This is a genomic window from Agromyces mangrovi, from assembly GCF_030296695.1.
In the GTDB taxonomy this organism is placed as follows: domain Bacteria; phylum Actinomycetota; class Actinomycetes; order Actinomycetales; family Microbacteriaceae; genus Agromyces; species Agromyces mangrovi.
Genome location: NZ_AP027737.1, coordinates 3,053,061 through 3,067,587, shown reverse-complemented (window position 1 = coordinate 3,067,587; position 14,527 = coordinate 3,053,061). Strand labels below are relative to the sequence as shown.

The 14,527-nt window shown below is 72.9% G+C and carries 15 protein-coding genes; 3 read left to right on the top strand and 12 right to left on the bottom strand.

What is annotated here, in order from left to right; genetic code table 11:
• Window positions 1-25 precede the first annotated feature (25 nt).
• From QUE38_RS14590 to QUE38_RS14580, 3 genes are all read right to left on the bottom strand, one after another.
• The gene (locus QUE38_RS14590; RefSeq protein WP_286309000.1) at window positions 26-508 is read right to left on the bottom strand and encodes an 8-oxo-dGTP diphosphatase; all 483 of its coding nucleotides are present in this window, start codon (window positions 506-508) and stop codon (window positions 26-28) included.
• Between the two features lie 2 nt (window positions 509-510).
• Entirely contained in the window at window positions 511-1,542 is a 1,032-nt protein-coding gene (locus QUE38_RS14585) for a 6-phosphofructokinase (RefSeq protein WP_286308999.1), read from the bottom strand.
• A 95-nt stretch (window positions 1,543-1,637) separates the two neighbouring features.
• Entirely contained in the window at window positions 1,638-3,758 is a 2,121-nt protein-coding gene (locus tag QUE38_RS14580) for a DEAD/DEAH box helicase (protein ID WP_286308998.1), read from the bottom strand.
• A 261-nt stretch (window positions 3,759-4,019) separates the two neighbouring features.
• Between QUE38_RS14580 and QUE38_RS14575 the strand changes: the two genes are divergently transcribed.
• The gene (locus QUE38_RS14575; RefSeq protein WP_286308997.1) at window positions 4,020-4,298 is read left to right on the top strand and encodes a metal-sensitive transcriptional regulator; all 279 of its coding nucleotides are present in this window, start codon (window positions 4,020-4,022) and stop codon (window positions 4,296-4,298) included.
• A gap of 2 nt (window positions 4,299-4,300) precedes the next feature.
• Window positions 4,301-4,846 (top strand): O-acetyl-ADP-ribose deacetylase, encoded by a 546-nt coding sequence (locus QUE38_RS14570; RefSeq protein ID WP_286308995.1) that lies wholly within the window; start codon window positions 4,301-4,303, stop codon window positions 4,844-4,846.
• Here the strand turns inward: QUE38_RS14570 and QUE38_RS14565 are convergent.
• From QUE38_RS14565 to QUE38_RS14545, 5 genes are all read right to left on the bottom strand, one after another.
• Complete coding sequence (locus tag QUE38_RS14565; protein WP_286308993.1) at window positions 4,807-6,306, bottom strand: SDR family oxidoreductase; 1,500 nt, start codon at window positions 6,304-6,306, stop codon at window positions 4,807-4,809. The two genes, QUE38_RS14570 and QUE38_RS14565, sit on opposite strands and share 40 nt — an antisense overlap.
• A 63-nt stretch (window positions 6,307-6,369) precedes the next feature.
• Window positions 6,370-7,230 (bottom strand): aldehyde dehydrogenase family protein, encoded by an 861-nt coding sequence (locus tag QUE38_RS14560; protein ID WP_286308992.1) that lies wholly within the window; start codon window positions 7,228-7,230, stop codon window positions 6,370-6,372.
• A complete protein-coding gene (locus tag QUE38_RS14555) occupies window positions 7,227-8,768 on the bottom strand; it encodes an aldehyde dehydrogenase family protein (RefSeq protein WP_286308991.1) in 1,542 nt (513 codons plus the stop codon). The genes QUE38_RS14560 and QUE38_RS14555 overlap by 4 nt, the downstream gene beginning before the upstream one ends.
• An 11-nt stretch (window positions 8,769-8,779) precedes the next feature.
• On the bottom strand, window positions 8,780-9,790 hold the full coding sequence (deoC, locus tag QUE38_RS14550) for a deoxyribose-phosphate aldolase (RefSeq protein ID WP_286308990.1): 1,011 nt from the start codon (window positions 9,788-9,790) through the stop codon (window positions 8,780-8,782).
• A 26-nt stretch (window positions 9,791-9,816) separates the two neighbouring features.
• Window positions 9,817-10,761 carry a sugar-binding transcriptional regulator gene (locus QUE38_RS14545; RefSeq protein ID WP_286308989.1) on the bottom strand — a complete coding sequence of 315 codons (945 nt, stop codon included), beginning with the start codon at window positions 10,759-10,761 and terminating at the stop codon, window positions 9,817-9,819.
• A 140-nt stretch (window positions 10,762-10,901) separates the two neighbouring features.
• On the opposite strand from QUE38_RS14545, the gene QUE38_RS14540 reads away from it, so the two are divergent.
• Window positions 10,902-11,831, top strand: a complete 930-nt coding sequence (locus QUE38_RS14540; protein ID WP_286308988.1) for an ROK family protein — start codon at window positions 10,902-10,904, stop codon at window positions 11,829-11,831.
• A 9-nt stretch (window positions 11,832-11,840) separates the two neighbouring features.
• Here the strand turns inward: QUE38_RS14540 and QUE38_RS14535 are convergent, their stop codons facing one another.
• The 4 genes from QUE38_RS14535 to truB are packed head-to-tail and all read right to left on the bottom strand — an operon-like array spanning window position 11,841 to window position 14,505.
• Entirely contained in the window at window positions 11,841-12,770 is a 930-nt protein-coding gene (locus QUE38_RS14535; RefSeq protein WP_286308987.1) for a bifunctional riboflavin kinase/FAD synthetase, read from the bottom strand.
• Window positions 12,767-13,210 (bottom strand): hypothetical protein, encoded by a 444-nt coding sequence (locus QUE38_RS14530; RefSeq protein WP_286308985.1) that lies wholly within the window; start codon window positions 13,208-13,210, stop codon window positions 12,767-12,769. The genes QUE38_RS14535 and QUE38_RS14530 overlap by 4 nt, the downstream gene beginning before the upstream one ends.
• Before the next feature lie 27 nt (window positions 13,211-13,237).
• A complete protein-coding gene (locus tag QUE38_RS14525) occupies window positions 13,238-13,606 on the bottom strand; it encodes a hypothetical protein (protein WP_286308982.1) in 369 nt (122 codons plus the stop codon).
• Window positions 13,603-14,505, bottom strand: coding sequence for a tRNA pseudouridine(55) synthase TruB (gene truB / locus QUE38_RS14520; protein ID WP_286308980.1), 903 nt, complete (start codon window positions 14,503-14,505; stop codon window positions 13,603-13,605). The genes QUE38_RS14525 and truB overlap by 4 nt, the downstream gene beginning before the upstream one ends.
• Between the last annotated feature and the right edge of the window lie 22 nt (window positions 14,506-14,527).

Here is a 14,527-nt window from a genome sequence, read left to right as displayed (position 1 = left end):
CCCGTATCACGGCGGTGGCGCGCCGTCACGCGGCCGGCGGCTGCTCCTCGGCGTCGACGCTCGCGAGGTCGGCCGCGAACCGGAACGCCCGGCGCACGCGACCGCCCGCGAGCACGCCCGGCAGCCAGAACCGGGCGTCGTCCCACATCTCGTCGAGCGGCAGGCGGTCGACCTCGTACCAGGCGGGCACGAGCTCGTCCGACTCGACGGGCTCGCCGTCGAACCGCTCGGCCACGAACACGTCGGACTCCTGGCTCCACGAGGAGCGGGTCGGGAACCGGTAGGTGAGCCGGCCGCGATGGTCGAGGTCGGATGCCGCGACGACGACGCCCGACTCCTCGTGCACCTCGCGCACGGCGGCCGCCACCGCCGACTCCCCCGGCTCGAGCTTGCCGCCGAGGCCGACCAGGCGCCCGGCGCCCAGGCCCTCCTTCTTGCGCCCGAGCAGCACCTGCCGCCCGCCGTCGCCGTCGCGCAGCAGGTAGCAGACGCACACCCGGGGCAGCACGGCTACCCGAAGAGGATCTTCGCCTCGTCGTACCGCGACGCGGGCACGTGGTTGAGCGCGCCGGTGGCCTCGTGCAGGCTGACGACCTCGATGTCGGTGCCGCGCAGCGACACCATCTGCCCCCACGCCTGATCGTGCACGGCCGAGACGGCGGCCATGCCGAGTCGGGTCGCGAGCACGCGGTCGAACGCCGACGGCGCACCGCCGCGCTGGATGTGGCCGAGCACCGTCTCGCGCGACTCGATGCCCGTGCGCTCCTCGATCATGGGCGCGAGCAGTTCGCCGATGCCGCCGAGGCGCGGGCGGCCGAACGCGTCGAGACCCTTGTGGGAGTGCGCCTCCGACATGCCCTCGAGCGTGAAGCCCTCGGCCACGACGACGAGCGGCGCGCGACCGCGGTCGCGGACCGACTCGACCCACTCGCAGATCTGCTCGATGGTCTTGGGCTGCTCGGGGATGAGGATGGCGTGCGCGCCGCCCGCCATGCCCGAGTGCAGCGCGATCCAGCCGACGTGGCGGCCCATCACCTCGACGACCATGCAGCGGCCGTGCGAGTCGGCGGTGGTGCGGAGTCGGTCGATCGCCTCGGTCGCGATCTGCACCGCGGTGTCGAAGCCGAACGAGTAGTCGGTCGCGGCGAGGTCGTTGTCGATGGTCTTCGGCACGCCGACGACGTTGATGCCGCCCTCGTCGACGAGGCGTCGCGCAGCGGTGAGCGTGCCCTCGCCGCCGATGGCGATGATCGCGTCGATGCCGTTCTCGTCGAGCATGCGCTGGATGTTCTCGGGGCCCCCGCCCTCGCCCTCGAAGGGATTGGTGCGGCTCGAGCCGAGGATCGTGCCGCCCTGCTTCGAGAGGCCCCGCACGTCGTGTCGGACGATCTCGTCGAAGTCGCCCTCGACGACGCCGCGCCAGCCGTTGCGGAACCCGACGAACTCGTCGTCGTGGGAGATGACGCCGTTGAGCACGGCCCCTCGGATGACGGCGTTCAGGCCGGGGCAGTCGCCGCCACTGGTGAGCAGACCGATCTTCATGGGATGCACGACTCCTTGTCGATCACAGGATGCGGGTGGTGGTGCCGCCCCGGTGCCCCGGGGCGGGTCTGCCGCAGTCTATCGACAGCCGGTGATCAGAGCGTGCCGTCGAGCGCCTGCCGCAGCAGGTGCTGCAGCGCGTCGAGCTGCACCGAGTCGGCCGAGCCGGGATCGACGTCGCTGCCGTCGAGCGCGCGGGCCGCGAGGCCCTGCTTCGCGTCGATCAGCTCCGCGATGCGGGTGTCGATCGTGTGCGCGGCGATGATGCGCCACGCCGTCACCGGCTCGTCCTGCCCGATGCGGTGCACGCGGTCGATCGCCTGGGTCTGCTCGGCCGCGGTCCAGCTGAGCTCCGCGAGCACGACGTTCGACGCCGACTGCAGGTTCACGCCGACGCCCGCGGCGGTCAGCGAGCAGACCGCGACATGCACCTCGGGGTCGGAGTTGAACGCGTCGATCGCGGCCTGGCGCGCGATGGCCGACTGGTCGCCGCGGATCGACACCGACCGCAGCTCGCGCGACGCGAAGGCCGCCTCGGCCTGGTCCATGACGTCGATGTGCTTGGCGAAGAACACGACCTTGCCGGCCGAGCGCGCGAGCTGCGCGGCGTAGTCGGCCGCGAGGCCCGCCTTCGCCTGCCCGATGCGGCGCACCATCGTGAACACGTTGTCGCCCGACTTGGCGCTGCGCGACTCCTCGAGCTCGGCGCTCGCGACGGCGCGGATGAACGCGTCGCGCTGGTCGTCGTCGAGGTCGCCGACGCGCAGGTCGCGGCTCGCGACGAGCGTGCGGAACCGGTCGGCGAGGCGCTGCGCGAGCTCGCGCTCGGCCTGGCGGATCGAGCGGCCCAGTTCGTCGTCGAGCTCGACCGGCAGGTCGGCGACGCGCTTGTCGGGCAGGTCTGCCGCCACGTCGACCTTGCGGCGGCGCACGATGCCGAGGTCGATCACGGCCTGGCGCGCCTCGGGGTAGAAGCCCTGGTCGGCGGGGGTGAGCCCGGTCTCCTCGAGCCGCGCGAGCAGCTCGGGGGCGGGCTTGTCGCCGTCGATCCAGCCGAGGAAGCGCCAGATCGCGCGGAAGTCGTCGACGTCGTTGATGAGCGGCGTGCCCGTGAGCGCGAGCAGCAGCGGGTCGCCGCCCGGCGTGCGCTCGCGGATGCGCTCGGCGAGCTGGAGCACGTTGCGCGAGCGCTGCGACTGCAGGTTCTTGATGAAGTGCGCCTCGTCGACGACCATGCCGCGGAAGCCGAGCGTCGAGAGCCACGACATGTGGCGGTCGAGCACGTCGTAGTTGACGATGACGACGTCGGCGAACGCGTCGAGCGTGTCGCCGTCGCCGTGGATCACCGTGGCGCGGCGGTGCGGGGTCCAGCGCTCGACCTCGCGCGCCCAGTTCATCTTCACGACGTTCGGCACGACCGCGAGCAGCGGGTAGGCGTCGGCGACGGATGCGGCGAGCACGCTCTGCGCGGTCTTGCCGAGGCCGGGCTCGTCGGCGAGCAGGAAGGTGCGGTGGCCCTCGCGCGCGGCCTCGATGAACCGCGCTTGGTGGTGCATGAGCTCGAGGTGGCGCGGCGACAGGCGGTCGATCGCGGGCACCTCGGGCAGCTCCATCGTCGCGGCCCGGCCGCCGGAGCCCTGCTCGAACGCCTTGAACAGCGGCTGAAGCAGCTCCCAGTTCGCGAGGCGGCGCACGGGGACGGGCGCCTTGCGCGGAGCGGACAGGTCGGGCGCGAGGAAGGGGTTGGCCAGCTGGCGCGCCCGCACCGACGCCGGAACGACCTGGTTCTCGCTCAGCACGTCCACGACCGGCTCCGGCTCGCGCGAGATGATCAGCTCGTCGGGGCTGAGCTCGGCGCCGGACTCGAGCAGCCAGTCGCGACGGAAGCGCTGCGCGACCGTGGAGATCGAGGCATCCGGCTCGAGCAGTGAGATGAGGCTCGTGTCGCGCGCGGCCGTCTTCGCGAGGATCTGCGCGATGCCGTCGAGGCGCTTCAGCAGCTCGGCGCGCGGGCCGTCCTCGATTGCGCCGTCGGTCTTGACCCGCGCACGCTCCTCGCGCATGAGCAGCGCGATGACCTGGAACTTCGTGCGGTTGGTCGGCCCGACCTTGCCCTTCTGGGCCTTCGCCTCGACCTCGCGCACCTTGCGCGCGAGGATCGGGATGATGGGCGCGTCATCGTCGCGGGAGCGCGTGCGCTGCCTCGTGCTGGCCATGGTCCTCCAAAACCTCGTGCCCCCGGTGCGGTGCGCGACCGGGCGGATGCCCCGTTCCGTCCCGTTCGCGGAGGCATCGTGTCGATGCGACCCGTTCGCGACGGATGCGCCGAGACCGATGCCCGAAGCGAGATGCGAGCGTCCGTGGCGGACGTGAACTCGCACCGTCGGAACGAACGAGCAGGCTCGACCGGCGCGGCACCATTGTAGCCGCACGGCGCCGCGCCGTGCCACGACCCGCGGTGGGACTACCCTGAGAGCGTGATCGAGGACATCAAGAAGCGCGCCCTGCACCGCACGCGCATCATCGAGGGCCAGCTGCGCGGCATCGAGAAGATGATCGAGAACGAGGAGTACTGCGTCGACATCGTCACGCTGTCGCTCGCCGTGCAGAAGTCGCTCGCGTCGCTCAACAAGCTCCTCGTCGAGAACCACCTGCGCACGCACGTCAGCCACATGTACGAGGCGGGCGGCGAGGAGCGCGACGCCGCGGTCGCCGAGCTCGTGCGCCTCTTCGAGCTCTCCAACAACCGGAGCTGACGATGCCCCGGCTGCAGCTCGTGACCGGGGACCTCACGCGCGAGCGGGTCGACGCGATCGTGAATGCGGCCAACTCGTCGCTGCTGGGCGGCGGCGGCGTCGACGGCGCGATCCACCGCGCGGGCGGGCCGAGCATCCTCGAGGAGTGCCGGGCGCTGCGCGAGTCGGTGCTCGTCGACGGCCTCGGCACCGGCGAGGCCGTGGCCACGACCGCGGGGCTGCTCGACGCGCAGTGGGTCATCCACACCGTCGGACCGGTCTGGCCTGGCCCGGGCGCCGAGGCCGACGCGCGACGCGCGCAGCTCACCAGCGCCTACCGCTCCTCCCTGTTCCTCGCCGCCGAGCTCGGCGCCGAGTCGATCGCGTTCCCCGCGATCTCGGCGGGCGCCTACGGCTGGCCGCTCGCCGACGCGGCACGGGTCGCGGTCGAGGCCGTCTCAGGGGCATCCGACCGCCCCGACCTCGTGCGATTCGTGCTGTTCAGCGCGTCGACCCACGCGGCCTTCGCTCAGGCGGCGTCGGATGCGAGCGTCGACGCCGACTCCTGAGCCACGACCTGCGCACGCGCCGTGATGCGGTTCGCCATGCCCGAGAAGATCACGCCGTGGAACGGCAGGATCGCGAACCAGTAGAGCCTGCCGAGCAGCCCCTTGGGGAAGAACACGGCCCGCTGGCGGTAGACGGATGCCTCCCCGTCGGTCTCCGCGCCCATCTCGAGCCACGCCCGCCCGGGCAGTCGCATCTCGGCGCGCAGGCGGAGCAGCCGACCGCGATCGATGCGCTCGACGCGCCAGAAATCGACCGCGTCGCCGGGGTGCAGCTCGTCGGGGTCGCGCCGGCCGCGCCGGAGGCCGACGCCGCCGACGAGCTTGTCGATCCACCCCCGGAGCGCCCAGGCGAGCGGGAACGAGTACCAGCCGTTCTCGCCGCCGACGCCCTCGATCACCGACCAGAGCCCCGCCACCGGCGCGGGCGAACGGCGCTCGCGCTCGTCGACGTACACGGTCGAGCCGGCCCAGTCGGGGTCGCTCGGCAGCGGATCGCTCGGGGCGCCGAGTACGGCCGTGTTGCGCCAGCTCGTCTCGACCTCGCCGTGGCGCTCGCGGTCGAGCGCGAGCCGCACCGCGCGCCGGTACGGGGTCAGGCCGCCCTCGGGTGGCGGGATGACGTCGTCGATGTCGTGCTCCCGGGCCACGCACTCGAACTGCAGCGACTCGATGATGGGCACGGCCAGCCGCCGCGGAATGGGGGTGACGAGGTTCACCCACTGGCTCGCCAGGTACGGCGTCAGCACGGGCAGCGCGGCGATGGGGCGCTGGCGCAGGCCCGCCTCGACCGCGTAGCCGTTCATGAGCTGGCCGTACCGGTGCACGTCGGGCCCGCCGATGTCGAAGGTGCGGTTCACGTCGCCGTCGAGTGACGCGGCCTCGACCAGGTAGTGCAGCACGTCGCGCACCGCGATCGGCTGGATGCGGTTGCGCACCCAGCGCGGTGCGGGCATGTACGGCAGCACCTCGGTGAGGTGGCGGATCATCTCGAACGAGGTCGAGCCGGAGCCGATGATGACGCCCGCCTGGAGCACCATGGTCGGCACGCCCGAGTGCAGGAGGATCTCGCCGACCTCGACCCGCGAGGCGAGGTGGCGCGAGAGGTGCTCGTCGTCGGGGTGCAGCCCGCCGAGGTAGACGATGCGCGCGACGCCCGCAGCACGCGCGGCTCGGGCGACGTTGCGCGCGATGGCGCGCTCGTCGGCCGCGAAGTCGCCGCGCGAGCCCATCGAGTGTACGAGGTAGTAGAGCACCTCGATGCCCTCGCAGGCGCGGGCGACGGATGCCTCGTCGCGGAGGTCGCCCCGGACGATGTCGACGTCGTCGGCCCAGGGCACGTCGCGCAGGCGCTGCGGCGAGCGCACCAGCACGCGCACGTCGTGCCCCGCGGCCGCGAGGCGCGGTGCGAGCCGCCCCCCGATGTAGCCGGTCGCGCCGGTCACGAGCACACGTCGCGTCATCGAACCCTCCCCGCGTGCCACGCTACGGGAGCCCCGGGCGATCGGGTCGGATCCTCGGCGAACTCAGATCATGCTCTTGGTGTGCCAGACCGTCTTCGTCTCGGTGAACGCCGTGATGCGATCGAGCGACGGCGCCGCGGCATCCGCCCCCTGCTCGGGACGCAGCACGCGCTTCAGCGTGTCGGCCGCCGCGATCTCGAGGTCGACCCAGTCGAGCGCACCCGCACCGACGAGGTCGAGCGCGTTGACGTCCTCGTGGCTCGCGAGCCACGGGGCGATCTCGGCGGGCGACCCCGTGAGCGTGTTCACCACGCCGCCCGGCACGTCGCTCGTGGCGAGCACCTCGGCGAGGCTGATCGCCGGCAGCGGGTACCGCTCGCTCGCGACCACGACGACCGCGTTGCCCGCGACCAGCGCGGGCGCGACCGACGAGACGAGGCCGACGAGCGACGAGTCCTGCGGGGCGATGATCGCCACGACGCCCGTGGGCTCGGGCACCGAGATGTTGAAGAACGGGCCCGCGACCGGGTTCGCGTTGCCGGCGACCTGGGCGAACTTGTCGGCCCAGCCGGCGTACCAGACCCAGCGGTCGATGGCCTCGTCGACCTGCGCGGTCGCCGCGGCGCGCGTGACGCCCTCGAGCGCGACGATCTCGTCGGCGAACTGCGCGCGGCGTCCCTCGAGCAGCTCGGCGATGCGGTAGAGCACCTGGCCGCGGTTGTACGCGGTGGCGCCCGACCAGTCCTTCACCGCGGCGCGCGCGGCGACGACGGCGTCGCGGGCGTCCTTGCGCGAGGCCTTCGCGGCGTTGGCGAGGAACGACCCGTCGGCGGTGCGCACCTCGTAGGTGCGCCCCGACTCGCTGCGCGGGAACTTGCCGCCGATCGCGAGCTTGTACGTCTTCGGCACGGCCAGCCGGCTCATCGCTTCGTTCCCTTCGCCTGGCGCTTGGGCGTTCGCGCGGACTTCTTCGGCGCCTCGACGGCGGCGGTCTCGGAGGCGGCGACCTGCTTCCGTGCGGCGGCGGTGGCGGGTGCGAGGTACGCGGCCAGGCCGTGCCGGCCGCCCTCGCGACCGTAGCCCGACTCCTTGTAGCCGCCGAACGGGCTCGACGGGTCGAACCGGTTGAACGTGTTCGCCCAGATCACGCCGGCGCGCAGCCGGTCGGCGACCGCGAGGATGCGGCTGCCCTTGTCGGTCCAGATGCCCGCGGAGAGCCCGTACGGCGTGTTGTTCGCCTTCGCGACGGCCTCGGCCGGGGTGCGGAACGAGAGCACCGACAGCACCGGCCCGAAGATCTCCTCGCGCGCGATGCGGTGGCTCGTCGACACGTTCGTGAAGATGGTCGGCGCGTACCAGAACCCGTCGTCGGGGATCTCGCACTCGGCCGTCCAGCGCTCGGCGCCCTCGTCGACGCCCGCGTCGCTCAGCTCGCGGATGCGCTCGAGCTGCTCGCGCGAGTTGATCGCGCCGATGTCGGTGTTCTTGTCGAGCGGGTCGCCGAGGCGCAGCGTCGACAGCCGCGCCTTGAGGCGGTCGACGACCTCGTCGTGCACGTTCTCCTGCACGAGCAGCCGGCTGCCCGCGCAGCACACGTGGCCCTGGTTGAAGAAGATGCCGTTGACGATGCCCTCGATCGCCTGGTCGATGGGCGCGTCGTCGAAGACGATGTTCGCGGCCTTGCCGCCGAGCTCGAGCGTGAGCTTCGTGTCGGTGCCCGCCACGGTCTTCGCGATCGCGCGGCCCACGGCGGTCGAGCCGGTGAACGCGACCTTGTCGACGTCGCCGTGCCCGACGAGGGCCGCGCCGGTGTCGCCCGCGCCCGTGATGATGTTCACGACGCCCGGCGGAAGGTCGGCCTGCTGCACGATCTCGGCGAACAGCAGCGCGGTGAGCGGCGTCGTCTCGGCGGGCTTCAGCACGACCGTGTTGCCCGCGGCGAGCGCCGGCGCGATCTTCCACGCGAGCATGAGCAGCGGGAAGTTCCACGGGATCACCTGCGCGGCGACCCCGAGCGAGCGGGGGTCGGCGCCGAGGCCGGCGTGGTCGAGCTTGTCGGCCCAGCCGGCGTAGTAGAAGAACCACGCGGCGACGAGCGGCACGTCGACGTCGCGGCTCTCCTTGATCGGCTTGCCGTTGTCGAGGCTCTCGGCGACGGCGAGCTCGCGGGCCCGCTCCTGCAGCAGCCGCGCGATGCGGAACAGGTACTTGCCCCGGTCGCGGCCCGACATGCGCGACCAGGTGCGCTGGTAGGCGCGCCGGGCGGCCGCGACGGCCGCGTCGACGTCGGTCGCGTCGGCGCTCGAGATCATCGCGATGCGCTGCTCGGACGCCGGCGAGATGGTCTGGAAGGGGGTGCCGTGCCCCTCGACGAACTCGCCGTCGATGAACAGGCCGTACTCGTCGCGGAGGTTGAGGATGGCGCGCGACTCGGGGGCCGGCGCGTACTCGAGGAAGCTCATGTTCGGTGTCCTCAGTCGATCGTCAGGTAGTCGGGTCCGGAGTAGTGCCCGCTGGTCATCTTGCGTCGCTGCATGAGCACGTCGTTCAGCAGGCTGGAGGCGCCGTAGCGGAACAGGTGCGGCTGCAGCCACTCCTCCCCCACGGTCTCGGCGACCGTCACGAGGTACTTGATCGCGTCCTTCGACGAGCGGATGCCGCCGGCGGGCTTCACGCCGATGCGCTGGCCGGTGAGGCGGTGCCAGTCGCGCACGACCTCGAGCATGAGCAGCGTCACAGGCAGGGTCGCGGCCGGCTGCACCTTGCCGGTGGACGTCTTGATGAAGTCGCCGCCCGCGAGGATCGCGAGCCACGAGGCGCGGCGCACGTTGTCGTAGGTGTTGAGCTCGCCGGTCTCGAGGATCACCTTGAGCGACGCGGAGGTGCCGTCGGGCCTGGCGCACGCCTCCTTGACCTGCGCGATCTCGTCGAACACCTGGCCGTACCGGCCGGCGAGGAACGCCCCGCGGTCGATCACCATGTCGATCTCGTCGGCGCCGGCCGCGACGGCGTCGGCCGTGTCCTGCAGCTTGATCGCGAGCGACGACCGGCCGCTCGGGAACGCGGTGGCGACGGCCGCGACGGAGACGAGGCCCTCGTCGGGGTCGCCGTGCGCGGCGCCGAGCGCCTCGACGGCGTGCGGCACCATGTCGCCGTAGACGCAGACGGCGGCGACCCGCGGGGTCGTGGCGTCGGCCGGGTCGGGGCGGAGCGCCTTGGCGACGAGCGAGCGCACCTTGCCGGGCGTGTCGGCGCCCTCGAGCGTGGTGAGGTCGATGAGCTCGATGATCTTGTCGAGCGCCCACTGCTTCGACGAGGTCTTGATCGACCGCGTGCCGAGGCCCGCGGCGCGCTGCTCGAGGCCGACCGCGTCGACCCCGGGGATGCCGTGGAGGTACCTGCGGAGCGTGGCGTCGTCGGGGTCGCCGCCGAGGATGGCGACCGCGCGCTCACGTGCGGGGTGCACGAGCTGGGAACCGGACATTGCGTTGCTTCCTTCGTGGGGACGGCTCAGCCGTCGAGGATGTGGAGTGCCGTCTCCTCGTCGGTGACGAGGACGGTGCAGAGGCCGCTGCGCACGACCGCGTCGGCGACCGCGTGCTTGCTGCGGCCGGCGATGACCGCGATGGCGTGGTCGGCGGCGCGCAGCTCGTCGAGCGTGAGGCCGACGGTGCGCGCGTCGAGGGCCGGGTCGACGATGTTGCCGTCGGGGTCGATGTAGCGGCCGACGACATCGCCGACGGCACCCTTGCGCACGAGCTCGTCGACGTCGGATGCCGCGAGGTACCCGCTCTCGACGTGCACCGACCCGTGGTCGGCGGCCCCCGCGCTGAACAGGTACGCGCTCGCCGAGCGGGCCTGCTCGATCACGCCGGCGACGACGCGGTCGGACTCGATGGCGCGCTTGGTCTCGATGCGCTCGAGGATGGCGGGACTCGGCAGGAGCGTGGCGTGGCCGGCGCCCTTCTGCGCGATGGCGACCGCGGTCGCCGCGGCGGTGCCCGCGCGTCGGTTGAGGCTCACGCCGCCGTTGATCTGCACGACGCCCACGCCCGAGGCCCAGCCCTGGCGGAGGTGCCCCGCGACCAGGTGCAGCGTGCGACCCCAGCTGACGCCGAGGGTGCGCGGCACGGGCCGGAGCGCGGTGAGGTAGTCGGCCGCGGCCTGCGCGGTGCGCACCTGCACCTCGTCGGCCGAGTCGACGCCGGCCGACGAGACGACGATGGCGTCGTCGAGCCCGCGCTCCTCGCGCAGGCGGCGCTCGATCGGCAGCCGGCGAGCACGCGGGTGCACGATCTCGATGCGGATGTACCCCTTGGCCTTCGCCTGGGAGAGCAGCCGGCCGACCTTCCAGCGGGTCAGGTGCAGCGCCTGGCCGATCTCGTCCTGGGTCTTGTTCTCCTCGTAGTAGAGCTCCGCAGCCCGGATCGAGAGGAGTTCGTCGGTCTCGACCATCACGCTCCCTTCCGACGCGTTCCACGGTACGCCTGCCCGGAGCCGCCAGCAACACCTGTTGGCACTCCTGCTCAGATGAGCAGATCGGATGCCTCCGCGAGCGCGGACGCACCCCGCCCCCGGCTCAGTAGGCTTGCCGCATGCGCCCCCTCGCACTCGCCCTCGACATCGGCGGCACCAAGGTCGAGGGCGCCCTCGTCGACGACGCCGGCACGGTCGTGCCGGGCACTCGGCACCGGCGCCCGACCGGCCCCGCCGCCACCTCCGACGAACTCGCCGCGAACGTGGCGGCGGTCGTCACCGCGACCGCCGGGGCGCTGCCCGACGACGCCGACCTCATCGGCGTCGGCATCGGCTCGGCCGGCCCGGTCGACCTGGTCGACGGGCTCGTCTCACCCCTGAACCTGCCCGTCTGGCGCGGGTTCCCGCTCGTGGACCTCGTCGAGCGGACGCTCCCCGGCATGCCGGTCACCCTCCGCATCGACGGGCTCTGCATCACGCTCGCCGAGCACTGGGTGGGCGCCGGCCGCGGCGTCGGGGCGATGATGGGCATGGTCGTCTCGACCGGCGTCGGCGGCGGGTTCATCCTCGACGGACGCGCGGTCGCGAGTCCCACCGGCAACGGCGGACACATCGGCCACATCGAGGTCGGCGGCTTCGACGACCCGTGCCCGTGCGGCGGCACGGGCTGCGTCGAGGCCGTGGCATCCGGCCCCCGCACCGTCGCCTGGGCCAGGTCGCAGGGGTTCACCGGCAGCACGGGCGAAGACCTGGCGGCCGCGCACGCCGCGGGCGACGAGGTCGCCATCGCCGCCGTGCGTCGCGCCGGCACCGCGGTCGGTCGCGCCGCGGCATCCGCCACCAACCTGCTCGACCTCGACCTCGTCGCGATCGGCGGCGGCTTCTCGCACGTCGCCCCGGCGTTCTTCGACCACGCACGCGCCGCACTGGCCGAGCGCACCGGCTTCGGGTTCGTGACGCGCCTGCAGATCGTGCCGTCGGCGCTCTCGGGGGACGGCCCGCTCATCGGGGCCGCGTCGCTCGTGCACCGCCCGGGCGATCTCGCCTGACGGCCCGCGTCAGCCCAGTGCCGACCGGACGTCCTCGACGTCCTGGCGCATCTGCGCCATGAGCGGCTCCAGCCCGTCGAAGGCGACCATGCCGCGCAGGCGCTCGGCGAACGCGATGTCGACCACGTGATCGTAGAGGTCGAGCTCCCGATCGAGCACGTACGCCTCGACCTGGCGCTGCGGCACGCCCTCGAACGTCGGGTTGTTCCCGACCGAGATCGCGGCGGGCAGCCGCTCGCCGCCGTCGACCAGCCAGCCGGCGTAGACGCCGTCGGCCGGGATGAGGCCCTCCGACTCCGCGGCGAGGTTCGCGGTCGGGAAGCCGAGCTCCCGCCCGCGCGCCGCACCGTGCACGACGATGCCGCGCACGCTCGGCTCGTGACCCAGCAGGCGGCCGGCCGCGGCCACGTCGCCCGCGTCGAGCAGTTCGCGGATCCAGGTCGACGAGACCCGGCGATCCGCCTCGGGCACGACGTCGCCGACGACGCGCACGGCGAACCCGTACCGCTCGCCGGCCGCGGCGAGGCTCGCGACGTCGCCCGCGCCGCGGTGCCCGTAGCGGAAGTCTCCGCCGACGAGCACCTCGCGGGCGCCGAGCGCGTCGACCAGCACCCGGCGCACGAACTCGTCGGGCTCGAGCGATGCGAGCCGCGCATCGAAGTGCAGCAGGAGGGTCTCGTCGACGCCCGTGCCGGCGAGCAGGTCGAGCTTCTGGCGCACGCTCACGAGCGGCTCCGGGCACTTCTCGGGCGCGAGGTGGGCGAGCGGATGCCGGTCGAAGGTGACCACGGCCGACGCGACGCCGAGGGCCTCCGCGCGCGCCCGCAGCTCGGCGATGACCGCGCGATGGCCCGTGTGGACGCCGTCGAACTTGCCGATCGTGACGACCGAGGGCCCGGCGTCGGCCGGTACGTCGGCCAGACCGTCGAACACCCTCACGCGGTCGCCTCCCCGCGACGTACCGGATGCCGGGCGAGCCACCACATGCCGAGCAGCGGCAGCACGAGCGGGATGAACAGGTAGCCGCGGCCGAACGCCGACCACACCGTGTCGTGCGGGAACAGCGCGGGGTCGACCAGCGAGAGCGTGCCGACGACGAGCACGCCCGTGAACTCGAAGACGATCGTCGCCCAGGCGACCACGTACCAGGTCCGGCCGCGCGCGATGAGCGCGACGCTGGCGAGCACGTAGACGACGGCGGCGAGCGCCGAGAGCAGGTACGCGAGCGGCGCCTCGTCGAACTTCGTGGCGATCTGCACGAAGGAGCGGCCGGTGGCCGCGAGGGCGAGCACGGCGTACACGGCGACGAGCACGCGCCCGATGCCGCTCATGCGCGGTCGGGTCGCGGGGGCATCCACGGTGGGGTCGACTTCGGTCATCGTTCCTCGATTATCGCTGGCGGGCGCTCAGGCCTGCTGCACGGTCCAGATCTGGAGCATCCGGTACACCATCACGGCCACCGCGAGCGCGGCGACCCCGAGCACCACGGTGCTCCACCGGCTGCGCTCGAGCAGTGCCCAGAACCCCGCCCCGACCGGCAGCAGCACCGCCGAGACGAGGTAGGTCCAGAACTCCAGCGGGTCGCCGGTCGGCGCGTTGCCGAACGCGGGTGCGGCGATCGCGACCACCACTTGGGCCACGAGCAGCACCTCGACCAGGGCGAGCGCGCCCATGGTGAGGTCGCTCGGCCGGCGGCCGACGAGGCCCAGCACCACGCAGAGGAGCCCCGCGACGGTGGCGACGCCGACCTGCACGTACGCGAACCAGTCGATCACGATGCCTCCTCGGCGGGGAATCCGGTGACCACGGCGAGGGTGTCGCCGCGGCGGTCGACGATCGCGACGAGGCGCCCGTCGGGGTCGACGGCCGCGAACGGGCCGCGGGAGCCGGGGTCCAGCGCGACGCGCTTGCCGTGACCGAGGTCGGTCGCCTGGCCTGCGTCGACGTCGACGCGGGGCAGCACGCGCGACGCCGCCTCGGCGGGCGCCAGCAGGGCGGATGCCACGTCGGTGTCGTCGGCGAGCTCGACCGCGTCGACCACGTCGAACGGGCCGACGCGCGTGCGGCGGAGCATCGTGAGGTGACCGCCGACCCCCAGCGCCGCCCCGAGGTCGCGCGCGAGGGCACGAATGTACGTGCCCGACGAGCAGTCGACCGTCACGTCGAGGTCGATCCAGCGGTCGCCGCGCCGCTCGGCGTCGACCGCGAAGCCGTGCACGGTGACGGCACGCGCGGCGAGCTCCACGTCCTCCCCCGCACGCACCCGGTCGTAGGCGCGGCGGCCGTCGACCTTGATGGCGCTGACGGCGCTCGGCACCTGCTCGATGGCGCCGGTGAGGGCGCGGATACCGGCGTCGACCGCGTCCCGGGTGACCGCGTCCACCGCTGCGGCGTCCGCGACCTCGACGACCTCGCCCTCGGCGTCGTCGGTCACGGTCGTGGCGCCGAGCCGGATCGTCGCCTCGTAGCGCTTGTCGAGGCCGACCATGTGGTGCAGCAGGCGCGTGGACGCGCCGATGCCGATCACGAGCAGGCCGGTGGCCATCGGGTCGAGGGTGCCGGCGTGGCCGACCTTCCGGGTGCCGGCGAGGCGCCGCACCCGCCCGACCACCCCGTGGCTGGTGATCTGCTGCGGCTTGTCGACGAGGAGGATGCCGCTGGTCACGGGGGTCAAGGCTACCAGCGGTCGGAGCCGC